This window comes from Streptomyces sp. NPDC001678, assembly GCF_042892945.1.
Classification (GTDB): domain Bacteria; phylum Actinomycetota; class Actinomycetes; order Streptomycetales; family Streptomycetaceae; genus Streptomyces.
The window spans coordinates 388,372-413,672 of sequence record NZ_JBIAUP010000005.1 but is presented as its reverse complement, the minus strand read 5'-3'; the positions used below and the strand labels follow the sequence as shown (position 1 = coordinate 413,672).

Below are 25,301 nucleotides of genomic sequence, written 5' to 3'. Positions count from 1 at the left end.
TGGGTGTCGTGCACGTGGGAGGGGAGGGGAGCTTCTCGGTGGTCGGCAATCCGTGTACGGGAAAGACCCTCCGGGCAGGAAGCCGCTGTTACCTGACGATCAGGTTCGCCCCTGCCTCGGTCGGCCCGCACACCGCCGAGCTCACCGTGGACACCTCGGCCGCGGATACGGACTTCCGCGCTCAGCTGTCCGGGGTGGGGACGGCGCCGGGATCGTCCATGCCATCGATCGCAACCTCGCCGAAGCCCTCGCCCTCGCCGCCGACGCCGCCCCCCGTCAGCGTGACGCCGACCGCCCCCGTCACCGCATCTCCATAGACTGGCCGTCCGCCACGCTGAGGAGCTCGACCCGGATCGTGTTGTCGTCGGGCAGGACGACGGTCAGGTCACGGTTGTCGCTACCGCGACGGACCCGGGACGCGAGGTAGTAGTGCGAAGCGGTCTTCGCCAGCAGTACGAACCCCCGGTACTGGTAGCGGAACGGGGCGTACTTCGGGCCGAGGTCGTAGAAGCTGATCCCGGGCGCGTCATGGTGAATGGGGGAACTCGAGTCGATGAGAACGTGGATGTTCCCGCTCCCCCGGAATCCATCCGCGGCGGCGCGGTCGGCCTGGGTGCTGCCGGCCTGGTCCGCGAACCGTGCCGCGCCGAAGAACAGGCTCATCGCCAGCAGGGCGAGCAGAAAGCCGCGGATCGCTCTGCCGACCCGCCGGATCGCGCGAGATCCGTCGACCCGGTACAGCTGAAACGCGAAGAATGAAAGCGCGGTTCCCGTGGCGACCACCAGCGAGGGCAGCACTGCCCGGATCCGGGGTGACGAGATCCGGCTCATGGCCGAATTCAGCCAGGCCGGGTCGATGAACACGGCGAATCCCAGCAGGACGACCACGCCGCCCGCCCCCGCGAGCACGAGACGCAGTCGGCAGCGCAGTCGCCTGGCCTGCGGTCGCGCCAGGAAGCTCAGGACGGGGCCCTGCACCAGGGCCACGAACAGGCCGCAGCACAGCAGGAACCACAGCGGGAGGAACACCGCCGCCGGGCTCGCGGACACATAGCTCTGGGACGACAGCTGGAGATCGCCCACCGGGATACCGAAGAACGCGTAATAGGCGTTCGTATACGACCTGCCCATGTAGTAGAGAAGACCGGCCAGGAGTGAGCCGGGGGCGACCACGTAGGCAGCCACTTCCATGAATTTCCTGGATCCGTCGCGCCCTGGGCCGCCCGGCCCGGCCCGGTCCCGTCGCCCCGATGAATTCCCTGCACTGCCCATGCGGATATCAACGACATCCCGGATCACCAAGTCACGGAATCACCGAGTCACGGATTTCTCATTCCATGAAGATCCGATCCAGCTGCCGTTCCAGGACCTCCACCGAAACGGCGGTCGCCACCTGAAGAGTGCTGAAGTGACCTGACGAGACCCGTCGAGACCCCACGAACGCGAGCCGTGGTCCCGACGGGACGGCTCCCGTCGGGACCACGCCGCAAGGGCCGGCCGTCAGTGGATGATCAGCGCGTTGGCCATTAGCCGCGGCCCCGTGTTGTCGGAAGGCCGGTTGATGAGCCGGCCGCCGACCACCATGGTGGTGGATCCGCCGCCGTCGAGGTTGAGGGCGTTCACCGCGCCGAGGGAGCGCATGACCTCCGCGCTCTCCCGGAAGGACAGCCCCGAGCTGTAGCCCGGGCGCCGGCCGTCGACGGCCACGAACAGCAGTGAGCCGTCGTCCGTGACGCCGGCGAGGCTGCGCGGGTGACGGTGGGTGCTGAAGTAGTCGAAGAAGCCGGGATCGTCGGGGTAGTTGAAGCCCTCGGTGTCCGCGGGGATGTCGACGCGACCGTTCCGGAGCAGTTGTGGGCCGCCCGAGGCGACGTCCATGGCGCGTCCGGCGGTGTCCGTCAGGAGCCGGCCGTTGCGGTCGAGGACGGTGGCCGTCACGTTCACCACCTGGCCCTTGCGGGCGTGGGCGCGCAGCCAGTCGGCGCCGTCGCCCGTGCCGGCGAGCAGCGTCGTGCCGGACGGGAACGTGCCGCCGCGCCGGTCACGCACCTCCAGCACCTTGCCGTTCTTGTCGATGACCACCGCGACGCCGTCACCGGCGTGCGTGGGCCCGTAGAAGAAGTCGGTGTACTGGATGACCTCGGAGTCGTCGGTGCACAGGACGTCGTGGCGCGGCCGCTCGGTGGGGACGTCGCCCCCGGTGCCGCCACAGTTGCGGATCTTTCCCGGGGAGCGGTTCAGCCCGTCGAGCTCGCGCTGGGCGCCGTCGGCGGAGCGCAGGCGCAGGTTGGTGCTCAGCTGCTGGACGGAGGGGCGTGCGCGGCGGTCGGAGGGCAGGACGAGGGCGCTGGTCCCCTGCACCGCCTCGCTGACGAGCTTGCCGCCGACGACCGACAGGCCGGCGACGTCGCCGAAGGTGCCGTCCTCCTCGTCCGAGCCGTAGCTGCCGTTGATCCCGGCTATCCCGCCCATGTGCTTGACTATGTCGGCCAGCGTCTCGCCACCCGGCACCCGGTCCAGGGACTGCCGCACCTGGACCCGGTTCCGCTGCGCGGCGGAGACCCGCAGCACGTCGACGACCCAGGGGCCGGTGCGGCCGGTGCCGTCCTCCCCCGTGAAATAGGTGTGCGTGGGGCGGAAGCCCGCCGCCCTCAGGTCCTTCACCAGCCGGGCGGCCGACTCCTGGTCGGCGAGCTCGCCCACCCGTACGCGCCAGCCCCACGGCTTCTTCGAGGGCAGGTCCTGGGGGCGCTCGTCCACCCGGCTGACGACGGGCTCGAACCCGGCGTCGTCCAGCCGGGCGGCCAGGGAGCGCGCCGCGCTCTCGTCCTTCAGCAGCGCGACCTCGATGGTCCAGTGGTCACGGGCGTCGGGCCGGCCGCGCTTGATCCGGGTCCAGGTCACCCCCGGGGCCACCTGGGTGGTCGTGCGCGTCTCCGGCAGGTTGGCGTCCCCCAACGGGAGTCGCTGTACGGCGGGTTGAGCGGCGGACTGTACGGTGGAACGAGCGGCGGATCGAGCGGCCGCCTGGGCGTGCAGGCCCGTGGCGGGCAGAACGAGCGTCAGTGCGGCCAGACCGGCGGTGAGCACCGGCCGGCGCATGCGTCTGATCTTCACCACTATCCTCCCTGCCCTCTCTGTGTCGTGGCGCTGTGTCGTGGCGCTGTGTCGTGGCGCGGGCTGTCGCCGCAGTGTGGCCGCGCAGCGTGTCGCCCACGAGAACGCTCAGCTCAGCATGGCGTAATGGAGCGGAAACAAGATGCCGCTGTGCCCGAGGAGTTGGGCCGGTTCACCCTCCGGAGGTCCGCCTCCGTCGTCGCGTGGACACGGGCCGCACCGGCCGCGAGGGCCCGGGCGCCCCGCCCGCACCCGCCCGCACCCGCCCGCGGCCCGCGCGCGGGGTGGCGATCACCAGCGATCACCGGCGACCGCCGCCCCCCTACCTCCCCCGCGCTTCCTCCCCGCCCCGCCACGCCGTACAGGCCCCGGATTCAGCCGCGAGCCCCATCGCCCTCCCCCGACCGGCCCATGTTGCTTACCGAATGGAGCAATACAACTACCCTGCGGATGCTCCGTCCGGAGTGGGGGGTGAACCTCGGAAACGAAGGAGGTACACCCAATGAAGTCAATCCGTACCGCTCTCTGCGGCACCCTGACGGCAGTCGCCGTCTGCGCGGCGCCCGCCGCGTTCGCCCTCGGCTCCTCCAACACCCCGGTCAAGCCGCCCACCAGCGGCGTCGTGCAGCACACCGGTCATGACGAGGACTGCGACGACGACCACGGCCGTGGCGACCACGACCACGGCCACGGTCACGGCCGTCACGACCGCGACCGCGACGACTGCGACGACGACCACGGCCGTGATCACGGTCGCGACCACGAGGACCACGGCCGCGACCACGGGCGTGACCACGACTGGGACGACCACGACGACCACGGTCGGGACGACCACGGGCGTGACCACGGCCGGGACCACGAGGACCACGGACGTGACCACGGCCGGGACGACCACGGACGTGACCACGGGCGTGAGGACCACGGGCGTGAGGACCACGGCCGCGACCACGGACGTGAGGACCACGGCCGGGACGACCACGGCCGGGACGACCACGGGCGCGACCACGGGCGTGAGGACCACGGCCGCGATCACGGACGTGAGGACCACGGCCGCGACCACGAGCGGCCGCACGGCCGCAACCACGCGGGTGGTGGCGCCATGGCGCCGGTGGCCGCGTCCGAGTCCACGTCCGTCGATGCCCCCGCACTCGCCCTCGCGGGCGCCACGGTGGGTATGGCCGGTGGGCTGATCTGGTACCGGCGCCGCGCCAGCGCGGCCAAGCGGTGACAGGGAGCGAACCGGCGTCATGTCAGAAGCGCGCACAGGCGGTTCGAACCGCCGCCTGCTGACCGGGGTGGCCTGGGTGGCTCTGCTGCTGGCCCTGTGGCTCTGGGGTCACGACACCGCGGAGGAGCCGATAGCCTCGGCCCCCAAGCCCGGTGACGTGGCCACCGCGGGCCGACCCCCTGCGCGCGGCCTGCCCCCGGCACACCAACCGTTGCCGGGGGCGGGCCCCCTCGCGCTCGCCATCAAGGCGGTGGGGCTGAAGGCCCCGATCGAGGGGCACGGGCTCGACCCGCGCGGCGGCGTCGAACCGCCGCCGTACGAGCGGCCCAACGCCGTCTCCTGGTACCAGGACGGCCCCGCGCCCGGAAGCACCGGCACCGCCGTGCTCGTCGGGCACGTCGACACCACGACCTCACCGGCGGTCTTCTACGAACTGAGCTCCCTCAAGCGCGGCGCGAAGATCAACGTCACGCGTGTGGACGGCTCCACCGCCGAGTTCACCGTCGACGACATCACCGTCGTTGACAAGGACCACTGGGACGACGACAAGGTCTACGGCCCCCGGGACACCCAGCGCGCCGAACTCCGCCTGATCACCTGCGGCGGCGACTACGACCGCGCCCAGCACGAGTACACCGCCAACCTGGTGGTCTCGGCCTATCTGACCGGGACCGGCCGGACCGTCCCCGAGCCCCGCGTCGCCCCCGACACCCAGGGCTCCTCCGACGGCCAGGCCCAGGGCACCTCCGACACATAGGCCACGCCGCTCCACCCGTGCCGTTCGCCGCGCGCTTCGGACTCCGGTCCGAAGCGCTTCGCTGCGTCCGCCACCGTTCGCCCCGGCGCGCATACTGGCCCCGTACCGACACGGCACGGGGGGTTCGATGCCGGAGCAGGGCACGTCACTACAGGAACTGATCGCTCGTCAACATCGCTCGGGACTCGTCGGCCGGCAGGCGGAGCTCGCCTGCTTCCAGGAGAACTTACGGCAGCCCGCCGACGACCCCTCCCACCGGTTCGTCTTCCACCTCCACGGCGCCAGCGGAGTGGGCAAGACCTTCCTCCTCCAGCAGATGATCAGCGGCGCCCGGGCGCAGGGCGCCCTGACCGCGTACGTCACCGACGCGGCCCGCACCGTCGTCGACGCCATGGCGGCCATCGGCGCGGAGCTGGCGCGCCAGGGCTTCCCCCTCAAGAAGTCCGACGGCCTCCTCGCCACCTACCACCGCAAGCTGCGCGAGGCCGAGGCCCTGGCCCACGCGGAGCGGCCGGCGCCCGGCCGGGACCGGGACGGCTCCCCCTCCGCCTCCAGCCGGGTGGCGGCGCGGATCGGGCTGGCTTCGCTGGGGCTGGTGCCCGGCCTCGGGTTCGTCGCCGAGGCGGCCGACGCCACCGAGCTCGCCCAGGCGGCGGACCGGCTGCGGGAGTGGCTGGGCGGTCATTTCCACAACCGCGAGGACGTCGACCTGGTGATGTCCCCGGTGCGGACGCTCACGCCCGTCTTCACCAAGGACCTCCGCGACATCGCGGGCCGCCGCCCCTGGGTGGCGCTGTTCTTCGACGACTACGAGCGCACGGCGCCGGTGCTCGACGAGTGGCTGCGCGAGCTCCTCCTGAGCGACGTCCACGGCACGCTCCCCGGCAACGCCGTGATCGCCCTCGCGGGACAGCAGCCGCTCGGCTACTCCGGCTGGGGCGACCGGCTGGGCGTGGTCCAGCAGATGCCGCTCGACGTCTTCACCGAGGCGGAGGCCCGGCAGCTGCTGGCCTCGAAGGGCATCACCGACGAACACGGCGTCGCCGTGCTGCTGCGCGAGTCCGGCAGGCTGCCCCGGCAGGTGGCCCTGATGGCCGAGAACGGCCCCGGCGACCCGCATCTCGCCGACGTCAGCGGCGCCACGGTCGAACGGGTCCTCAAGGGGGTGGACGACCCGGTCCGGCGGGCCGCGGCGCTGGCGTGCGCCGTCCCCCGCCTGCTCGACGAGGACGTCTACCGGGCCGCGGCCGACCCGGAGGCCGCCGGTCTCTTCGGCTGGCTGCGCACCCTGGCGTTCGTCACCGACCAGGGCGGCGTCTGCCAGTACAACGAGCCCATCCGCGCGGCCTTCCTGCGCCATCAGCGCCACCACTCGCCCCAGCGCTGGCACGACCGGCACCGGGCGCTGGCCGGCGCGTTCGAGGGGTGGCGGCTGCGGCTGGAGGAGGCCCTGGCCCCGGAGGAGCGCTGGGCCGACGACCGCTGGCTGCGGTACGCGCTGGAGGAGCGCTACCACCATGTGTGCGCGTTCCCGCAGGGCTCGCCGCGCACCGTGACGCGCTTCCTCGTCGACGCCTGCGCCTGCGAGCCGCCCCGGGTCCGGGACTGCGCCGGCATGCTGGCGCAGGCCGGCGAGACGGCCGGTCTGGAGGCCGTCCGGAGCCTCGGGCAGCGGCTGCTGGAGGTCCTGCCGGACGAACGCGCCGACGTCACCCCCGCCCTGGACGTCCTGCTGGGCGGGGCCGGTCTGGACACCGCCGGGCGGGTCGCGGCGCTGGTGGCCCGGGGCGAGCGGCACCGCAGGGCCGGGCGCGCCGAGGAGGCGCTCGCGGACTACCGGGACGCCCTCCAGCTGGATCCGGCCTCCCCGCGCGTCCACCGGGGACGCGGTGCCCTCTACCGCGCCATGTCCCGTCTCGAGGAATCGCGCGCGGACTTCACCCGCGCCCTGGAGCTCGCCCCCGGCGATCCGGTGACCCTGGCCGGGCGGGGTGCCACCCACCGGCTGATGGGACGCTTCGGCGACGCGCTGGCCGACCTGGCGCGGGCCGTCGAGATCAACCCCGAACTCCACTGGGCGCACGCCGAACGCGGCTGGTCCTATCTGTGCACCCGCCAGCCCGAGGAGGCGGCCGGCGCCTTCACCCGCGCGCTCGGCCACCGGCCCGACGACTCGCCGCTGTTCATCGGGCGGGCCTGCGCCCACCGCTGGGCGGGCCACTACGACCTGGCCCTCGCCGACTGCGGCCACGCCCTGCGCCTCAAGCCGGACTCGTGGTGGGCGCACGCGGTGCGCGGCGCGACGTACCGGCTGCTGGAGCGGTACGACGAGGCGGACGCCGACCTCACCCGGGCCATCGAGCTGCGCCCCGGCTACGACTGGTGCCTGGCCGGCCGCGGGGAGGTCCACCGGCGCGAGGGCCGGTTCGAGGAGGCGTTGCGCGATCTCGACGAGGCCCTGCGCATCCGGCCGGACAACGACTGGGCGCTCGCCCGGCGCGGCGCGGTGTACTGCGCGCAGCAGCGCACCCAGGAGGCGCTGGCGGACTTCCAGCGGTCCTGGGACAGCATGCCCGACTACGACTGGACGCTCGTCCGGCCCGGCGGGCCCTACCGGTTCGTCGGCCACGAGTTCGACTGGTACACGGCCCCGGGATGACGCCCCGGGAGGTGAGGTCCCGGTGGCGGACTCCGTCGCGTTCCTCTGGCGATCAGCTCCCGGCTCGGGGCAGGCTGTCGTCCCTCAGCACATGGGCGCACATGGAGGAGGGACATTCCATGAATCCGCACTTAGGCCGGCGGCAAGGGCACCACCCATGAGCGGGTACGGGCACGGGAACGGCGAGGGCGTCTCGCGGATCGCCCTCACCCCCGCGGCCGCCGGGCTCGTGCGGCGGCTCGGCGAGCGGCACGGGCCGCTGATGTTCCACCAGTCGGGCGGCTGCTGCGACGGCAGTTCGCCGATGTGCTACCCGCGCGGTGAGTTCCGCACGGGCGGCTCGGACGTGCTGCTGGCCGAGCTGGTCGTCGACGGGCTGGCGGAGCCGGTCGGCTTCTGGATGTCGGCCGAGCAGTTCGAGCGGTGGCGCCACACCCATCTGACGGTGGACGTGGTGCCGGGGCGGGGCAGCGGCTTCTCGCTGGAGGCGCCGGAGGGGGTGCGCTTCCTGATCCGCTCCCGGCTGCTGACGGACCGGGAGGCCCGCGCCCTCGACGGCGCCGCCGCCACACCCCCCACCGGCTGAGCCGGCGCCCGCCGGCCTCCGTCCGTCAGACGGAGGCCGCGTCCGCCAGGGAGAGCGTGTGGAGCCGGTCCGGCGGGCCGGGGCGGGCGTAGTACCAGCCCTGGGCCGTGTCGCAGCCCAGCAGCCGCAGGTGGTCCGCCTGGGTGCCGGTCTCCACGCCCTCGACCGTGACCGACAGGTCGAGGGTGTGGGCGAGCGAGACGATGCCTTCGACGATCTTCACATCGACGGGGTCGGCGGGGGCGCACTGCATGCCGCGGGTGAAGGAACGGTCGAGCTTGAGCGTGCTGACGGGCAGCCGGCGCAGGTAGGAGAGGTTGGAGTAGCCCGTGCCGAAGTCGTCGAGGGCGATGTCGACGCCGAGGTCGGCGAGCTGGCGCAGCGGGCGCAGCTCCTCCTCGTCGGCGCCGATGAGGGCGTTCTCGGTGACCTCCAGGCACAGGGCGGAGGGGTCGAGGCCCGCGTCGTCCAGCACGGCGACGGTGTCGGCGACGAGGCCGGGGTAGCGGAGCTGGGAGGGCGAGAGGTTGACGTTGACGCGGAAGGGGGTGCCCTCAAGGCCCTCGGTGTGCCAGGCGCGGGCCTGACGGGCGGCCTCGGCCAGCACCCAGCGGCCCAGCGGGACGATGAGGCCGGTGCTCTCGGCGAGGGGTATGAAGCGGTCCGGGCCGAGCACCCCGTGCACCGGGTGGAGCCAGCGGACGAGCGCTTCCGCGCCCCGTACGGTGCCGTCCTCGAGCCGTACCAGCGGCTGGTACTCGATGAAGAACTCGCCGTTGTCGAGGGCGGCGGGCAGCCGGTTGGTGAGGCCGTGGCGGGCGATGGCGCGGGCGTCGGAGTCGGCGTCGGCGAGCTCGTAGCGGTTCCCGCCGGCGGCCTTGGCCCGGTACATGGTGATGTCGGCGCTGCGCAGCACCTCGGCGGCGCCGCGCTCGCCGGCGGTGCCGTCGACGATGCCGATGCTGGCCCGTACGGACAGGTCGCGGCCGTCGAGGTGGACGGGCTCGGCGAGGGCGGTCAGCATCCGCCGGGCCAGCGCGGTCGTCTCGCCGGGGGCGGCGGGGCCGGTGATCAGGGCGACGAACTCGTCGCCGCCGAGGCGGGCGACGAGTTCCCGGGGCCCGGTGGCGCAGGCGCGCAGCCGTTCGGCGACGGCGACGAGCAGCCGGTCCCCGACCGCGTGGCCGAGGCTGTCGTTGACGGCCTTGAAGCCGTCGAGGTCGAGGTAGCAGAGGCCGAAGCGGCCGGCTGTCTCCTCGGCTCCCTCCCCGTCGGTCCCGGTCTCCAGGGCCTGGTCGAGGCGTTCGAAGAAGAGGGTGCGGTTGGGCAGGCCGGTGAGGGGGTCGTGGGTGGCCTCGTAGCGCAGGCGCGCGTGGAGCTGGCGGCGCTCGGTGATGTCCTCCATCAGCGCCAGCTGGTACTGGGGTTCCCCGGCGGCGTCGCGCAGGAGGGTGACCGACATGTCGGTCCACACGACGCTGCCGTCGCTGCGGTAGTACGGCTTCTCGACGCGGTAGTGGTCGCGGTCGCCGCGCACGAGCTCGCGGTAGAGGCTCCAGAACTCGGGGGCGTCGTCGGGGTGGACGAGCTCGCCGACGTTGCGTCCCGTCACCTTGCGGCCGGGGCTGCCGAACATGCCCTGGAGCGCGCCGTTGATGTCGATGATGCGGCCGTCGACGTCCGCGATGCCCACCCCCACGGAGGTGTCCTCGAAGACGGCGCGGAACCGGGCCTCGCTGGTGTGGAGGGCGCGTTCGGCCTCGGCGAGGGCGGCGCGGGCCGCTTTGGCGGCGGCCGCCTCCTCGGCGCGGGCGTGTTCGGCGAGGGCCTGGGAGAAGCCGGCGGCGACGGCGTGCTGGAGGCGGGAGCAGCGGGCGCGGCTCTCCTCGGCGGGCATGGGGTGGCCGGGCGGCAGGTAGAGCACCAGGTAGGCGTCGATGACGCCGAGGATCCGGGGCAGCGCCTCGGCCTCGGTGCAGTGCGCCGCGACCAGCGCGGCACCGACGTCATGGGCGGGCCGGGGGTCGAACGGCCGGGCGTGGAGGGCGTCACGGAGTACGGCGGCCAGCGGGACGAGGTGACGTTCGAACTCGGCGCGGGAGACGGAGGCCGTCAGCGACGGGTGGACCGCCCGGCTCCATATGGCGGCGAACCGCCGCAGCCGGTCGTCACGCAGATCGCAGCCGGCGGTTCCGTTGGCCGGTTCCCTTGCGGCGTACGAAACCGGGGAGGCGGTTTGCTTCACGGGCAGCATTCTGCCACTGAACCGTCCGGTCACGGCTGCCACCCCGCCCCGGCGTGCCGCGTCCGTATGGGATTCCCGTTCCGGATGCGGGTGGCGGCCACGGTCACGGCGTCCTGTTGAGGGCGTGTCAGCGTCGAAGAACAAACCGCACGGTCGATGCCGTACCGCTTCTTCTCCGGCGTGACCCTCGGCAGACCCGTCTCGCGCGGCAGGGACGGGTCGATGCCCCGGGGGGCCCTGGTGGGACGCTCCATCAGACTGTGTCTCCAGCTCATCACAAGGGTGTCGGGGAGTGCTGAGCAGAGGCTACTGATCGTTCGTTCGAATGGAAGCGTCAAGCGGAAATGGCTCATCCGCATTCGGCCATCGGCCACCTTCGCCTCCTGCGGATGCGTCCTCCACGGCAGTTCGAAACCACCCGATCGCGTGACATGCATCTCTTCCGCCCCAGGGGTTCATCACGACCACCGCGGTGGCGAGACGTGGCGATGATCACGAAATCGATCGCTATCGGCCGCTTCCCGGCCACCGCTGCAAATGATCACATGGAGGGTGTATGTGCGGTACACGTGGGGGGTCCCGGATGAGGGGGATCGTCCGCCGGGCCGGACGGCGGCCCCGGTGGGCCGGGGCCGGACCGCTCAGCGCACCCCGACCGAGGCCAGCGCGCGTGCCTGGCGGGTCGTCGGGCGCACCGGGAAGTAGAGGTAGCAGACGCCGCCCGAGCCGCTCCTGACCTGCCCCTGGGCGTTGTGGCGCTTGGTCCGCAGCCAGATGTTCTCGAACTGCCGACGCTTGTAGACGCGTTCGACCGCCGCGTCGGAGGGGCTGGCCGGGTCGTTGGCGATGACGTCGCCGCTCCCGGTGAAACCGATCACGCACATCAGATGTCCCGCCGTGCCGTAGCCGGCGCCGTCGAGCTCGGTGGCGAGGAAGGACTGCGAGGTGATGACCGGGATCCCCGCGCGGACCAGCCGCTCGGCGTCGTCGAGCGAGCGCAGCCGGGTGACCACGCCCGTCAGGTCGCGGTACGTGGCCGCGTAGGCGGCGTTGAAGGGCCAGTTGCCGCAGCCCTTGTACTGGCTGTCGTAGGTGTACCGGGCCGCGTGGCAGATCTGGGGATCGGCGTAGGAGGGGTCGACCCAGGCCAGGTCACGGTCCGAGGGCCGCCGGCCCCAGTACTCGATCACCATCTGCGAGGAGGTGGGGCTGCACCACGCCTCGCCGCCGTTGTCGTACTGCGGGTACTGGCCCTTGTGGATCTCCTGCGAGTAGCGCGGGACCCGCAGCTTGTGGCCCGCCCCCTCCCCCGGCCGCGAGGCGGGGACCGTGAAGCGGTCGGGGATGTCGGAGGCCATGGCGCCCAGCCGCCAGACAGTGGGGGTGAGCCCGGTGCCGGGCCGGCGGTAGAGGGTGAGCCGCAGCTCGTACGCGGCCAGGCGCGTGCCGCTCGCGCGGTCGTCGACGGCGAGGGTGTCGGTGGAGACGCTGCTGCGCTTGTCGCCCTGGCCGTCGACCGAGGTCCGCCGGATGTCGCCGGGCGCGTCACCGGAGGTCCAGCGGCCCATCACATACCAGGGGGTGCGGGTGCCGTCGGCGTAGGCGGCGCGCAGCTCGGCCTGGAGCCAGGTGCCGGCGGGGGTACGGGCGTTCCAGGAGACCACGATCTCCGTGGCGGGCGCGTCCGGGCGGCGGAGCGGGGAGAGCCAGGTCGCGTACTCCCAGCGGGCCGTGGTGCCGGTGTGGGGGTCGGTGTGATCGACGGTGCCGAGGGGGCGGTCGATGACGAGGCCGGGGCGGTCACCGCCGACGACCTTGGTGCCGGCGCCCTTGCCGCCGGCCCACTGGGGGAAGGTGGACCAGGCGCGGTAGTCGACGGAACCCTCCGGGCGGGCGGCGCCGCCGGCCGGGGCGCCCGCGGCGGAGACCGAGGCGAGCGGCCCGGTCACGGCCGTGAGGGCGAGGGCCGCGGTGAGCACGGTGCGGCGCGGTGTGGGTCTGCTGGACATGTGGTCCCCCAGAGTCGTGTGTGGTCGGTGCCGCGGGCCCGCCGGACCGGCCCGGCAGGCCGGACCACTATCGCGCCACCGGGCGGCCCAGGCCAGTGATTCCCGCACGGCGCGTCCCCCATACCGCGGCGGGCACGGACGGGTCCCGGCCACCCGGTCCTAGGGTGGTGAGGTGAACGAACGAACCACGCTGAGCGGCCTGGCCCGCCGGCTGAGCGCGCTGCCCCCGTCCGTCGGCCCCGTACGGCTGGTCGCGGTGGACGGGCACGCGGGCTCGGGCAAGACCACCTTCAGCGAGCGGCTGGCGGCGGCCCTGGGCGGCGCCCCCGTGCTCCACCTCGACGACCTCGCGACGCACGAGGAGCTGTTCGAGTGGACCGGGCGGCTGAGGTCGTGGGTACTGGACCCCTTCGCGCGCGGTGAGACAGCGCGGTACCGCGTCTACGACTGGGTGGCACGCCGATTCCCGCCGGAGGAACGGGAGTTGCCCGCCGCCCCCGTGGTCCTGCTGGAGGGCGTGGGCGCGGGACGGCGGGAACTGCGGCCGTTTCTCGCGTGCCTGCTGTGGATGGAGCTGGCGGACGAGGGCTCCTGGGAAAGGGGTCAACTCCGCGACGGTCCCGAACTGACCGAATTCTGGGACGGCTGGAAGCGAGCGGAGCGCGCGCATTTCGCCGCCGACCCCTCCCGGCCCTACGCAGGTCTACTGGTACTCCAGTGCAACGAGGGATACGAGATGCTGGAGAGGCGCCCGAAAACCGACTGACCCCCACGCCCCCTCACTCTCCGTGCACACCCACGCCCGAACCGCGCTAAGGGTGCGTAGGTTCCCCGCCTACTGCCTCAACTCGGCTTGACCCAGGGGGCTTACAGGACTTACGTTCTCAATGTGCGGCCCGCCAAAGCCGCTTGCAGACGCGAAGCCCCCGGTTGTTCCCCCGTGATCGGGGGCTTCGTACTGCCCCTCGCCCGGCGATTCGCACCGTTTGTCCCCTCGCACCGCCGTACGGGGTCACCCTGGGTGATCGCTCTCCGGATCGCTTTCCCGGCCGCCCCCGGCTCACGCCCGTGCCGCGAACCGCTCCCCCACACCCTTCGGCCGACACCGATCGCGCAGGTACGATGCGAGACGGCGCACCCGATGGCGGGCGGCCCCGGGCCGGCCGCGCGGGACGCGCCGGGCATTGATGGTCAACTCCCGTCCACAGCACAGCGGTTCGGAAAGGCGCGGCCAAGGCACTCGCCCGTCGGCACGGCACGCTACGGGGGCAGGTTTGTGGGGGACGTGATGGATCTCGGCATGCAGGGCCCGCCCGCCCCGGCCGATCTCGCCTGGCTGCGCGCCGTCGACGCCTACACCATGGGCGCGTACACCGAGGCCGAGAAGGAGTTCCGGGTGGCGGTCCGCGCCGACCCGGGGATGGCCGACGCCTGGCTCGGTCTCCACGCGCTGCGCGCGGAGACCACCACCGCGCTGCTGCGGATGTACCGGCACCGCGACCGCTTCGGCGAGCAGCGCGCCCGCCACCGGCGGCCCCTTAACTCCTGGTACTGGCTGGGCTGGTGGGTACAGCCGGTGCTGGAGAGCCATCGCGATCTGCTGCTCGCCCATGCCTCCCACTGGCTCGACAGCCGGCACGTCCCCGAGCTCGACCGCGCCCTCGCCGGCTGCCCGCCCGCGGAGACCGACGCCCAGGTGCGCTTCCTCCACGCCTGCCGCGCGTATCTCGTCAAGGACTGGGAGCAGCTCGTCCGCCACACCGAGCCGCTCCTCGACGACGCGCTGCTCGGCATCGAGGCGGGCCTGTTCGGCGGCATGGCCCGGGTGCGCCTGGAGATGTACGGACAGGCCGAGCCGCTGCTGGCCGCCGCGCTGATGCGCTGCCGCAGCGAGCAGCCCCAGCGCAAGGAGCTGCGCTACTGGCTCGCCCGCGCCCACGAGGGCACGGGCCGCAGCGCCGCCGCCCTCCCCCTCTACCGGGCCGTCCACCGGGTGGACCCGTCCTTCATGGACACCGCCGCCCGGCTCACCGCCATCGCGGACGCGGACGGCCTGGACGACGACCCGGCGGACCTGGCGCCCGTACCGCTCGGCGGGCCCGTCGCCCCCGAGCCGCAAGAGCCCGGCGGGGAGCCGGAGCCCCAGCCCTTCACCGACCCCCTCGACCTGCTGACCGGCACCGATCCCGACCCCGCGCCCACCCCCGGCGGCACCCCGGGCAACGCCCCCGTCGAGGCCGACGGCGTACGGGAGAAGTTCCGCGTCCCGGCCCAGGGCGGCCCGCCGCCCGCGCCCGGCCGCTCGGACCCTGTCCTGCTGGCCAAGGCCCTCGCCGAGCTGGAGCGGATGGTCGGCCTGGAGCCCGTCAAGCGGCAGGTGCGGGCGCTGTCCGCGCAGCTGCACATGGCCCGGCTGCGGGCCGGTCAGGGACTGCCCGTCCAGCCCCCCAAGCGTCACTTCGTCTTCTCCGGCCCCTCCGGCACCGGCAAGACCACCGTCGCCCGGATCCTCGGCCGGGTCTTCTACGCCCTGGGGCTGCTCGGCGGCGACCATCTCGTCGAGGCCCAGCGGGCCGACCTGGTCGGCGAGTTCCTGGGCCAGACGGCCGTCAAGGCCAACGATCTGATCGATTCCGCGCTCGGCGGGGTGCTCTTCGTCGACGAGGCGTACAGCCTCTCCAACTCCGGCTACAGCAAGGGCGACGCCTACGGCGACGAGGCCCTCCAGGTCCTGCTCAAGCGTGCCGAGGACAACCGCGACCGGCTGGTCGTCATCCTGGCCGGCTACCCGGAGGGCATGGACCGCCTGCTGGCCGCCAACCCCGGGCTCCACTCCCGTTTCACCACCCGCGTGGACTTCCCCAGCTACCGCCCCGCCGAACTCACCAGCATCGGCGAGGTCCTCGCCGCGGAGAACGGTGACGCCTGGGACGAGGAGGCACTGGAGGAACTGCGCAGCATCAGCGCCCACGTGGTGGAGCAGGGCTGGATCGACGAGCTCGGCAACGGGCGCTTCCTGCGCACCCTGTACGAGAAGAGCTGCGCGTACCGGGATCTGCGGCTCTCGGGGTACGCGGGGACGCCCACGCGGGACGATCTCGCGACGCTGCGGCTGCCGGATCTCATGCAGGCGTACGGGGAGGTTCTCTCGGGGCCGGGGTGGGGGTCGCCCCGGCGCCGGCAGGGGGATCCGCAGGATCCGGCGCCGTGACGGCTCCCGCCCGGGGTTCCGGCACCGCCGGGCCACGCCACGGTGGCTGATCACCGTCGCGGCGGGGGAAGGGCCCCGGTCCCGCCCCTTCCCGTTTCCTGGGGGGTGCCCCCAGACCCCCGGCGGGGGGCGAGGGGCTCCGCCCCCGCCCGGGGCGAAGCCCTCGGGTCCTCCCCTGGGGGCCGGGGCGTCAGCCCCGGGAAACGGAGAAAGGGCGGGACCGGGGCCCTTCCCCCGCCGCGACGGCGGGCCACCCCCACCGGGGAGCCCGGCGGTGCCGAACCCTCGTCAGCCCGTCATCACGGCCGTCCGTTGCTCCGGAACCGTCGCCGGAACGGCCCGGTGCGCCGGGTCGCGGACCTCGCCCACGAGCATCTCCAGGACGTCCTCGAGCGCGACCAGCCCCAGCACCCGCCCCGACGAGTCCGCGACAGCGGCCAGGTGGGCGGCGGCGCGCCGCATCACGGTGAGCGCGTCGTCGAGCGGCAGCTCGGCTCGGATGGTCTGGACGCGGCGCCACACGTGCTGCGGCACCGCCCGCTCGCGGTCCTCCAGGTCGAGGACGTCCTTCACGTGCAGATAGCCCATGAAGGCCCCGCCCGGGGAGGCGCATATCGGGAAGCGGGAGTAGCCGGTCCGCACCGTCAGCTCCTCGACCTCGCGGGGTGTGACCGACGGCTCGACCGTCACCAGCGTGGCCGGGTCCAGCAGGACGTCCGTGACCGGGCGGCTGCCCAGGCCCAGCGCGTCCTCCAGCCGCTCCTGCTGCTCGGGCTCCAGCAGGCCGGCCTGCCGGGAGTCGTCGACCAGCCGGTTGAGCTGCTCGCTGGTGAAGACGGCCTCCACCTCGTCCTTGGGCTCGACGCGGAAGAGCCGCAGCACCCCGTGGGCGCAGGCGCCGAGCAGCCGGGTGACCGGCCGGCACAGCCGGGCGAAGGTCACCAGGCCCGGGCCCAGCCACAGCGCCGCCCGGTCGGGGGCGGACATGGCCAGGTTCTTCGGCACCATCTCGCCGATGACCAGGTGGAGGAAGACCACCAGGGCCAGGGCGATCACATAGCCCAGCGGATGGATCAGCCCCTCGGGCAGGCCCATCGCGTGGAAGGCGGGCTCCAGCAGCCGGGCCACGGTCGGCTCGGCGACCGCGCCCAGCGTCAGGGAGCAGACGGTGATGCCGAACTGGGCCGCCGCCATCATCTCCGGCAGGCTCTCCAGCCCGGTCAGGACGGTACGGGCCCGCCCCGATCCCTCGGCGGCCCTCGGCTCGATCTGGCTGCGCCGTACGGACACCAGCGCGAACTCGGCGCCCACGAAGAAGCCGTTCGCCAGCACCAGCAGGACGGCGAACAGGAGTTGCAGTACGTTCATCGCCGCTCCCCCACCGGGACGGCGTCCGTACGGACGAACCGCACCCGCTCGGCGCGGTGGTGCCCGACCCGGCGCACCTGGAGCCGCCAGCCGGGCAGCTCGGCGCCGTCGCCCGGGGCGGGGATGCGCCCCAGCAGGCCGGCGACGAGACCGGCGACGGTCTCGTAGGGGCCGTCGGGCGCCTCCAGTCCGATGCGGCGCAGGGCGTCGACGCGGCAGCCGCCGTCGGCGTCCCAGACGGCGCGCCCGTCCTCGCAGACCACCGCCACCAGGTCCGGCCGGGCCGCGTCGAGCGCGTCGTGCTCGTCGCGCACCTCGCCGACGAGCTCCTCGACGATGTCCTCCAGGGTGACCACCCCGGCCGTGCCGCCGTATTCGTCGACGACCACGGCTATCGGCTGTTCGCTGCGCAGCCGCTCCAGGAGCGGCTGGACGGGCAGGGTGCCGGGGACGAGCAGCGGGGCGACGGCGATGCGCGCCACGGGGGTGCGCAGCCGGTCGTGGCCGGGGACGGCCAGCGCGTCCTTGAGGTGGACCATGCCGACGACCTCGTCGAGGCGCTCCCGGTAGACGGGGAAGCGCGAGAGGCCGGTGGCGCGGGTGAGGTTGAGGACGTCCTCGGCGGTCGCGCTGGACTGGAGGGCGCTGACCTTCACCCGGGGGGTCATGACGTGCTGGGCGGTCAGCCCGCCGAGGGAGAGGGTCCGTACGAAGAGGTCGGCGGTGTCCTGCTCCAGGGCGCCGGCCCGGGCGGAGTGCCGGGCGAGCGAGACGAGTTCGCCGGGGGTGCGGGCGGAGGCCAGCTCCTCGGCGGGCTCCACGCCCAGGGCCCGTACGAGCCGGTTGGCGACCGCGTTCAGCCCGGTGATCACGGGCCGGAAGAGATGGGCGAAGACGCTCTGCGGGCCGGCCACGAACCGGGCGACCTGGAGCGGCCGGGAGACGGCCCAGTTCTTGGGCACCAGCTCGCCCACGACCATCTGCACGGCGGAGGCCAGCAGCATGCCCGTGACGACGGCGGCGCCGGGCGCGGCGGAGGCCGGCAGTCCGGTGGCCGCGAGGGGGCCGGTGAGCAGCCGGCCGAGGGCGGGCTCGGCGAGCATGCCGACCACCAAGGAGGTGATGGTGATGCCCAGTTGGGTACCGGAGAGCTGGAAGGACAGCTCGCGCAGCGACGCGACCACGGTCCGGGCCCGGGGGTCGCCGTCGGCGGCGGCCCGCTCGGCATCCGGCCGCTCGACGGTCACGAGGCCGAACTCGGCGGCGACGAAGAAGCCGTTCGCCAGGATCAGCAGGAGCGCTGCCACGAGCAGCAGAAGAGACACGGTGATACTCATGACGCCGCCTCGCTGTGGGGGGCGGCGCAGGTACTACAGGACGATCCGTCCATTGCCGGAGTACGTCACTCCTCGGTTCGCAGGTGTCCCCGGTGCGGGGCGGGGCACGTGTGTGCCCCTGGCACCAGAGTAATCAAGGAACCGTCAACGGCATCGTCAGGTCGCGAACGGGATCTCTCACGTCATGAACGTGATCGTTCGGACGGGGAAACGGCGTGTGTCGCGGGTCAGTCCGCGGAGTGGACGGTGCCGTGGGCGTCGACGAGCGCGCGCAGGGCGCGGGCGTCGGCGATGGCCTGCTGCTTGGCGATACCGGTCTGGATGCCCATGGCGGGCAGGCTCGTTCCGTCGGAGAGGTCGAGGTGGACCCAGGAGTCGCCGGAGCGCAGATTGACCCGCACGATCTGCGCCCAGGCGAGCCGGCGGACGGTCGTCAGATTGGTGACGGTGACGCCGTCCTCGGTGGCGACGACCTTGGGCCGGCTGAGCAGCGCCAGGACCCCGAACCCGAGCAGCCCGGTGCAGATGAAGGTGATCCGGTCCCCCGTGGTGAACGTCTCCAGCAGCAGCGACATCACCGTCAGCACGACGAGCAGCATCGCGCCGATGCCGAGGAGCACGGCGCGGGTGCGGGTCGGGCGGAAGGTGACGGGCAGCCGCGGCGGGTCCGCCTGCACGGGGGTGGTCACGTCGGTGTTCTTCCTCGGATCGGTGGGTGCGTAGGGGCCCTGCGGGACCGTCAGAGGCGGCAGGCGTGGATGCCGGTGGTCAGGATGGCGCGGGCGCCCAGCTCGTAGAGCTCGTCCATGATGCGCTGGGCGTCCTGGGCGGGGACCATCGAGCGGACGGCGACCCAGCCCTCGTGGTGCAGCGGGGAGACGGTGGGCGACTCCAGGCCGGGGGTGAGGGCGACGGCGCGCTCGACGTGCTCCACTCGGATGTCGTAGTCCATCATCACGTAGCGGCGGGCGACGAGGACGCCCTGCATCCGGCGGAGGAACTGGCGGACCTTGGGGTCGTCGGCGGGGGCGCCGTGGCGGCGGATGACGACGGCCTCGGACTTGAGGATCGGCTCGCCGATGATCTCCAGCCCGGCGTTGCGCAGGGTGGTGCCGGTCTCGACGACATCCGCGATGATCTCGGCGACGCCGAGCTGGATGGCGGTCTCGACGGCGCCGTCGAGGTGGACGACGGAGGCGTCGACGCCGTTGTCGGCCAGGTGCTTGGTGACCAGGCCGGCGAAGGAGGTGGCGATCGTCATGCCGCCGAACTCGCTGACGTCCTGGGCCGTGCCCGGGCGGGTCGCGTAGCGGAAGGTCGACCCGGCGAAGCCGAGCTGCATGATCTCCTCGGCCTTGGAGCCGGAGTCGAGCAGCAGGTCGCGGCCGGTGATACCGATGTCGAGCCGGCCGGAGCCCACGTAGACCGCGATGTCGCGGGGCCGCAGGAAGAAGAACTCGACGTCGTTCTCGGCGTCGACGAGGACGAGCTCCCTGCGGTCCTTGCGCTGGCGGTAGCCGGCCTCATGGAGCATCGCCGACGCAGGCTCGGAGAGAGAACCCTTGTTGGGAACGGCGATGCGCAGCATGAGGTCGTTTTCCTTTTGTGCGGAGATTTTGTACGGAGAAAGAACGGCTGGGGATTGGTCTCTGAGATCCGGTGGATCTACAGATGAGCGTATACGTCGTCGAGGGAGATGCCCCGGGCCACCATCATCACCTGAAGGTGGTACAGCAGCTGGGAGATCTCCTCGGCCGTGGCCTCGGCGCCCTCGTACTCGGCGGCCATCCAGACCTCGGCGGCCTCCTCGACGACCTTCTTGCCGATGGCATGGACGCCCTTGCCCACCAGCTCGGCGGTGCGGGAGGTGGCGGGGTCGCCGGAGGCCTTCTGCTGGAGCTCGACGAAGAGCTCCTCGAACGTCTTCTTGGACATGGTCCCCCTACCCTACGCCGCTCCCCGCCGGGGTCAGTGCCAGGGCTCGGAGACCGAGCGCAGGGTGACCGCCGTGGCGACGGCCGCGGTGACCGCCTCGTGGCCCTTGTCCTCGGCGGAGCCCTCCAGGCCGGCGCGGTCCAGGGCCTGCGCCTCGTCGTCACAGGTCAGCACGCCGAAGCCGATGGGGACTCCGGTGTCGGCGGAGACCTGGGTCAGGCCCTGGGTGACGCCCTGGCACACATAGTCGAAGTGCGGGGTGCCGCCGCGGATGACGACGCCGAGGGCGACGATGGCGTCGTAGCCCCGGCCGGCCAGCACCTTGGCCACGACGGGCAGCTCCCAGCTGCCGGGGACGCGCAGCAGCGTCGGCTCGTCGATGCCGAGCTCGTGGAGGGCCCGCAGGGAGCCGTCGACGAGACCGTCCATCACCTTCTCGTGCCACTGTGCCGCGATCACCGCCACCCGGAGGTCCTGGCAGTTCTTCACACTCAGCTGGGGGGCGCCCTTGCCGCTCACTTACCGTCTCCTTCGTCTGTCGTTGCTTCTGATCACTGGTTGCCGCAGGCGGACACGTGCTGTTCGCCGTCGAGCCACGGCAGGTCGTGTCCCATGCGGTCCCGCTTGGTCCGCAGATAGCGCAGGTTGTGCTCGCCGGCCTGGACGGGCATGGGCTCGCGGCCGTTGACCTTGAGGCCGTGCCGGACGAGGGCGGCGGTCTTGTCGGGGTTGTTGGTCATCAGCCGCAGCGAGCGCACCCCGAGATCGGTGAGGATCCGCGCGCCGGCGGCGTAGTCCCGGGCGTCGGCCGGCAGGCCCAGCTCCAGGTTGGCGTCGAGTGTGTCGTGGCCGTCCTCCTGGAGCTGGTAGGCGCGCAGCTTGGGCAGCAGGCCGATGCCGCGGCCCTCGTGGCCGCGCAGGTAGAGGACGATGCCCCGGCCCTCGTCGGCGACGCGCTCCAGGGAGGCGTGCAGCTGGGGTCCGCAGTCGCAGCGCAGCGAGCCGAAGACGTCGCCGGTGAGGCACTCGGAGTGGACGCGCACCAGGACGTCCTCGCCGTCGCCGAGCTCGCCGGCGACCAGCGCGATGTGCTCGACGCCGTCGACGGTGGAGCGGTAGCCGTAGGCCGTGAAGTCGCCGAAGGCCGTGGGCAGCCGGGTCTCGGCCTCGCGCCGGACGGTGGGCTCGGCGGCGCGGCGGTAGGCGATCAGGTCCTCGATGGAGATGATCGACAGGCCGTGCTTGCGGGCGAAGGGGACCAGCTCGGGCAGGCGGAGCATGGCGCCGTCCTCGCCGGCGATCTCCACGATGGCGGCGGCCGGGCGGAGCCCGGCGAGGCGGGCGAGGTCGACGCCGGCCTCGGTGTGGCCGTTGCGGGCCAGGACGCCGCCGGGCTTGGCGCGCAGCGGGAAGACGTGGCCGGGGCGGACGAAGTCGCCGGGGATGGCGGCCGGGTCGGCGAGCAGCCGGATGGTGACGGCGCGGTCGGCGGCGGAGATACCGGTGTCGGTGCCGTGGGCGCGGGAGGCGTCGACGGAGACGGTGAAGGCGGTGCGCATGGACTCGGTGTTGCGGGTGACCATCTGCGGCAGGTCGAGCCGGTCGATGTCCGGCTCCTCCATGGGTACGCAGATCAGGCCGCGGCACTCGCTCATCATGAAGGCCACGATCTCGGTGGTGACCTTCTCGGCGGCGACGATGAGGTCACCCTCGTTCTCGCGGTCGGCGTCGTCCACGACGACGACGGGCCGGCCCGCGGCCACGTCGGCGATGGCGCGCTCGACGGGGTCCAGGACGATCTCGTCGCTCGCGTACCAGCTCTGCAGGGCGGTCATGCCGCCACTCCTTCCGTAACGGTTGCCGTGACGTCGCTCATCCGGGAGCGCAGCCACCAGTCGCGCATGCCCCACAGGACGAGGGCGAAGTAGACGACGTAGACGAGGCCGGAGAAGGCGAGCCCGCTGTCGAAGGCGAGCGGGACGCCGACGACGTCGACGAGCAGCCAGGCGAACCAGAACTCCACCAGGCCGCGGGCCTGGGCGACCATCGCGGCGAGGGTGCCGACGAAGATGTACGCGTCCGGCCAGGGGTTCCAGGACAGTTCGGGGACGGCGGTGAAGAGGGCGCCGACGGCGACGGTGCCGACGGCGGTGCCGGCGAGCAGCGCCGCGCGCTCGCGCCAGGTGGCGAAGCGGATGGCGAGGGAGCCGTCCTGGGCCTGCCGCCTGCCGCGGGTCCACTGCCGCCAGCCCCACGCCGCGACCCCGATGACCAGGAGCTGCTTGCCGACGCCACCGCTGAGGTGGGCGGAGGCGTAGGCGGTGACGAGGATGAGGCCGGACAGCAGCTGGGCGGGCCAGGTCCATATGGAGCGGCGCCAGCCGAGGGCGAGGGCGGCGAGGCCGATGGTGTTGCCGATCATGTCGGACCAGATCACCTTCTGGCCGAAGGCCGAGAAGGCCTCCTGGCTCAGCCAGTCGAGGGCGCTCACGCCACGACCTCCTCGGCGCCGGGCCGGCCGAGGAGCCGCTCGACGTACTTGGCGAGGACGTCGACCTCGAGGTTGACCGGGTCCCCGGGCTGCTTGACGCCGAGGGTGGTCAGGGCGAGCGTGGTGGGGATGAGGCTGATGGTGAAGAAGTCGTCGCCGGCCTCGACCACGGTCAGGCTCACCCCGTCGACGGTGATGGAGCCCTTGTCCACCACGTAGCGGGCGAGCGGGGCCGGGAGGGCGATCTTCACGATCTCCCAGTGCTCGCCGGGCACCCGCTCGACGATGGTGCCGGTGCCGTCGACGTGGCCCTGGACCAGGTGGCCGCCGAGGCGCCCGCCGAGCGCCATGGGGCGTTCGAGGTTGACGCGGGAGCCGGCGGCGAGGGCGCCGAGGCTGGAGCGCTTGAGGGTCTCGGCCATCACGTCGGCCGTGAACTCGCCGTCCGCGGTGTCCACGACGGTGAGGCAGACGCCGTTGACGGCGATGGAGTCGCCGTGCTTGGCGTCCTCGGTGACCAGGGGGCCGCGCAGCCGGAAGCGGGAGCTGTCGCCGAGCTCCTCGACGGCGACGACCTCGCCCAGTTCTTCGACGATTCCGGTGAACACTGTCAGTTCTCCTCGGTGGCGGGAGCGGTGGCGGGAGCGAGGGGGGTGGCGGTGACGCGCAGGTCGGGGCCGAGGCGGGAGACGTCGGTGACGTCGAGGCGCAGCGCCCCGGCGATGGTGGTGATCCCGGCGTCGCCGAGGGCGGCCGGTCCGGCGCCCAGCAGGGCGGGGGCCAGATAGCCGATGACACGGTCGACGGCGCCGGCGGCCAGGAAGGCGCCGGCGAGGGTGGGTCCGCCCTCCAGCAGGACGGAGCGGATCTCACGGCGGTGGAGGACGTCGAGCAGCGCGTGGACGTCGAGTCCGGTGCCGCCCTCGGCGCGCGGCAGCCGTACGGTGTCGACGCCGGGGAGGTGGCGGGTGTCGGCGTCCTCGGCCACGGCGACGAGGGTGGGCGCGGCGTCGTCCAGGACGCGGGCGCCGGGCTTGACGGTGGCGTGGGTGTCGACGACGACGCGCAGCGGCTGGGTGACGGTGCCCCGGCGGAGCGGTTCGCCGCGTACGGCCAGGTGGGGGTCGTCGGCGCGCAGGGTGCCGGAGCCGACGACGACGGCGTCGGCCTCGGCGCGCAGCCGGTGGACGTCCGCGCGGGACTCGGCGGAGGTGATCCAGCGGCTGGTGCCGTCGGCGGCGGCGCTGCGGCCGTCGAGGGTGGCGGCGTACTTCCAGACGACGAAGGGGCGGGCGTGGCGCACGGAGGTGAGCCAGGCGGCGTTGCCCTCGGCGGCCGGGCCCGTGAGGAGGCCGCCCTCGACGTCGACGCCGGCGGCGGTCAGGGTGGCCGCGCCGCCGGTGGCGGTGGGATCGGGGTCGGCGACCGCGTAGACGACCCGGGCGACGCCGGCCTCGACGAGGGCCTGGGCGCAGGGTCCGGTGCGGCCGGTGTGGTTGCAGGGTTCGAGGGTGACGACGGCGGTGGCCCCCCGGACGTCATGGCCGGCGTCGGCGGCGGCGCGCAGGGCGTTGACCTCGGCGTGCGGACCGCCGGCCCGCTGGTGCCAGCCCTCGCCGAGGACCCGGCCGCGGGGGTCGAGGACGACACAGCCGACGACGGGGTTGGGGCTGGTGGAGCCGAGGGCGCGGGCGGCGAGCGCGATGGCGCGTCGCATGGCGTCTGCTTCGGTCGCGGTGGCCACCAGGGTCCTCCTGCCTCATCGGGCAACGGACTCCGGGGCGTCGTCAGGGGACGACGATGAGCGGGACCACAGCGGCGGGGACCGTCCGGCGGGGGACGGGAGAGGGTACGACGGTGCCAGTGGTGAAACCGGTGGGACCGCCACCCATCCGCGTCACCTGTGACGGTGGTGCCGATGCGTGCCCGCCGCGCACTGCCTCCCATCCGGACTTTAACCGTCGGTCCAGGAATTTCACCTGGTCAACCGGCCGCCGGCTGCGGTCGGGTCGCGGACTGTAACCGCCGGTTCGGATTTTCACCGACCCCGGAGTGCGCTGCGTAAAAAATTGTTCGCTCAATAGTACAGGGCGCCTGACCTGCGGTTTCTTGATCCACCGGCCGGACGTTCCGAGCGTACGCCGGGCGGCGCCGCGGTGTCCATGGGGACTTGACACAGTGCGCCGAGGCTCACACCGAGGGCGACGGGGGAATACGGAGGCTTGGTCCGGACCTATTGACGCACTGGTCTAGTCCTCTTAACCTCTGCCACACCTCCGAGCCATGTCTTTGAGAAAGCACAGCAGGCCCGCCGGTCGGCGCACACCACCACGGGCCACAGCACGTCGCAAGCCCCCC

General features: G+C 72.9%; 21 protein-coding genes and 1 riboswitch. Of the genes, 6 read left to right on the top strand and 15 right to left on the bottom strand.

What is annotated here, in order from left to right:
* Positions 1–181: 181 nt before the first annotated feature.
* From ACFYZR_RS13710 to ACFYZR_RS13700, 3 genes are all read right to left on the bottom strand, one after another.
* Positions 182–304: a hypothetical protein gene (locus tag ACFYZR_RS13710; protein ID WP_391909485.1), complete on the bottom strand. Its 123-nt coding sequence runs from the start codon at positions 302–304 to the stop codon at positions 182–184.
* Complete coding sequence (locus tag ACFYZR_RS13705) at positions 301–1,191, bottom strand: hypothetical protein (RefSeq protein WP_391909483.1); 891 nt, start codon at positions 1,189–1,191, stop codon at positions 301–303. The genes ACFYZR_RS13710 and ACFYZR_RS13705 overlap by 4 nt, the downstream gene beginning before the upstream one ends.
* 309 nt (positions 1,192–1,500) lie before the next feature.
* Positions 1,501–3,117 carry a phosphodiester glycosidase family protein gene (locus ACFYZR_RS13700; RefSeq protein ID WP_391909480.1) on the bottom strand — a complete coding sequence of 539 codons (1,617 nt, stop codon included), beginning with the start codon at positions 3,115–3,117 and terminating at the stop codon, positions 1,501–1,503.
* 502 nt (positions 3,118–3,619) lie between these two features.
* Between ACFYZR_RS13700 and ACFYZR_RS13695 the strand changes: the two genes are divergently transcribed.
* The 4 genes from ACFYZR_RS13695 (at position 3,620) to ACFYZR_RS13680 (ending at position 8,347) form a co-directional block, all read left to right on the top strand.
* On the top strand, positions 3,620–4,345 hold the full coding sequence (locus tag ACFYZR_RS13695; RefSeq protein WP_391909477.1) for a hypothetical protein: 726 nt from the start codon (positions 3,620–3,622) through the stop codon (positions 4,343–4,345).
* Between the two features lie 19 nt (positions 4,346–4,364).
* Complete coding sequence (locus ACFYZR_RS13690; RefSeq protein ID WP_391909474.1) at positions 4,365–5,102, top strand: class F sortase; 738 nt, start codon at positions 4,365–4,367, stop codon at positions 5,100–5,102.
* Positions 5,103–5,229: 127 nt separating this feature from the next.
* Positions 5,230–7,761 (top strand): tetratricopeptide repeat protein, encoded by a 2,532-nt coding sequence (locus tag ACFYZR_RS13685; RefSeq protein ID WP_391909472.1) that lies wholly within the window; start codon positions 5,230–5,232, stop codon positions 7,759–7,761.
* Between the two features lie 157 nt (positions 7,762–7,918).
* The gene (locus tag ACFYZR_RS13680; RefSeq protein ID WP_391909469.1) at positions 7,919–8,347 is read left to right on the top strand and encodes a DUF779 domain-containing protein; all 429 of its coding nucleotides are present in this window, start codon (positions 7,919–7,921) and stop codon (positions 8,345–8,347) included.
* Positions 8,348–8,372: 25 nt separating this feature from the next.
* On the opposite strand, the gene ACFYZR_RS13675 is transcribed toward ACFYZR_RS13680, so the two are convergent.
* Positions 8,373–10,601 (bottom strand): putative bifunctional diguanylate cyclase/phosphodiesterase, encoded by a 2,229-nt coding sequence (locus ACFYZR_RS13675; protein WP_391909466.1) that lies wholly within the window; start codon positions 10,599–10,601, stop codon positions 8,373–8,375.
* 632 nt (positions 10,602–11,233) lie between these two features.
* Positions 11,234–12,601, bottom strand: coding sequence for a peptidase C39 family protein (locus ACFYZR_RS13670; RefSeq protein ID WP_391909463.1), 1,368 nt, complete (start codon positions 12,599–12,601; stop codon positions 11,234–11,236).
* Positions 12,602–12,773: 172 nt separating this feature from the next.
* Here ACFYZR_RS13670 and ACFYZR_RS13665 point away from each other — a divergent pair, with 172 nt between their 5' ends.
* Together ACFYZR_RS13665 and ACFYZR_RS13660 are read left to right on the top strand one after the other, a co-directional pair.
* A complete protein-coding gene (locus ACFYZR_RS13665; RefSeq protein WP_391909460.1) occupies positions 12,774–13,367 on the top strand; it encodes a uridine kinase in 594 nt (197 codons plus the stop codon).
* A gap of 522 nt (positions 13,368–13,889) precedes the next feature.
* On the top strand, positions 13,890–15,812 hold the full coding sequence (locus ACFYZR_RS13660) for an AAA family ATPase (protein WP_391909457.1): 1,923 nt from the start codon (positions 13,890–13,892) through the stop codon (positions 15,810–15,812).
* A gap of 288 nt (positions 15,813–16,100) precedes the next feature.
* On the opposite strand, the gene ACFYZR_RS13655 is transcribed toward ACFYZR_RS13660, so the two are convergent.
* The 10 genes from ACFYZR_RS13655 to ribD form a co-directional block, all read right to left on the bottom strand.
* Positions 16,101–17,180 (bottom strand): hemolysin family protein, encoded by a 1,080-nt coding sequence (locus ACFYZR_RS13655; RefSeq protein WP_391909454.1) that lies wholly within the window; start codon positions 17,178–17,180, stop codon positions 16,101–16,103.
* A complete protein-coding gene (locus tag ACFYZR_RS13650) occupies positions 17,177–18,511 on the bottom strand; it encodes a hemolysin family protein (RefSeq protein WP_391909815.1) in 1,335 nt (444 codons plus the stop codon). Before ACFYZR_RS13650 ends, ACFYZR_RS13655 begins: the two co-directional genes overlap by 4 nt.
* Positions 18,512–18,744: 233 nt before the next feature.
* Complete coding sequence (locus ACFYZR_RS13645) at positions 18,745–19,206, bottom strand: PH domain-containing protein (protein WP_391909451.1); 462 nt, start codon at positions 19,204–19,206, stop codon at positions 18,745–18,747.
* Positions 19,207–19,256: 50 nt separating this feature from the next.
* Positions 19,257–20,105 (bottom strand): ATP phosphoribosyltransferase, encoded by an 849-nt coding sequence (gene hisG, locus ACFYZR_RS13640; RefSeq protein ID WP_361707834.1) that lies wholly within the window; start codon positions 20,103–20,105, stop codon positions 19,257–19,259.
* 77 nt (positions 20,106–20,182) lie between these two features.
* On the bottom strand, positions 20,183–20,452 hold the full coding sequence (locus ACFYZR_RS13635) for a phosphoribosyl-ATP diphosphatase (RefSeq protein ID WP_045932822.1): 270 nt from the start codon (positions 20,450–20,452) through the stop codon (positions 20,183–20,185).
* A gap of 33 nt (positions 20,453–20,485) precedes the next feature.
* Positions 20,486–20,971 (bottom strand): 6,7-dimethyl-8-ribityllumazine synthase, encoded by a 486-nt coding sequence (ribH, locus tag ACFYZR_RS13630; RefSeq protein WP_391909446.1) that lies wholly within the window; start codon positions 20,969–20,971, stop codon positions 20,486–20,488.
* A gap of 32 nt (positions 20,972–21,003) precedes the next feature.
* Positions 21,004–22,287, bottom strand: a complete 1,284-nt coding sequence (locus tag ACFYZR_RS13625; protein ID WP_391909443.1) for a bifunctional 3,4-dihydroxy-2-butanone-4-phosphate synthase/GTP cyclohydrolase II — start codon at positions 22,285–22,287, stop codon at positions 21,004–21,006.
* Positions 22,284–22,943: a nicotinamide riboside transporter PnuC gene (locus ACFYZR_RS13620; RefSeq protein ID WP_391909440.1), complete on the bottom strand. Its 660-nt coding sequence runs from the start codon at positions 22,941–22,943 to the stop codon at positions 22,284–22,286. The genes ACFYZR_RS13625 and ACFYZR_RS13620 overlap by 4 nt, the downstream gene beginning before the upstream one ends.
* Positions 22,940–23,551, bottom strand: coding sequence for a riboflavin synthase (locus ACFYZR_RS13615; protein ID WP_391909437.1), 612 nt, complete (start codon positions 23,549–23,551; stop codon positions 22,940–22,942). The genes ACFYZR_RS13620 and ACFYZR_RS13615 overlap by 4 nt, the downstream gene beginning before the upstream one ends.
* A gap of 2 nt (positions 23,552–23,553) precedes the next feature.
* Entirely contained in the window at positions 23,554–24,687 is a 1,134-nt protein-coding gene (gene ribD / locus ACFYZR_RS13610; protein ID WP_391909434.1) for a bifunctional diaminohydroxyphosphoribosylaminopyrimidine deaminase/5-amino-6-(5-phosphoribosylamino)uracil reductase RibD, read from the bottom strand.
* 185 nt (positions 24,688–24,872) lie between these two features.
* Positions 24,873–25,003, bottom strand: a riboswitch (FMN riboswitch).
* Positions 25,004–25,301 lie beyond the last annotated feature (298 nt).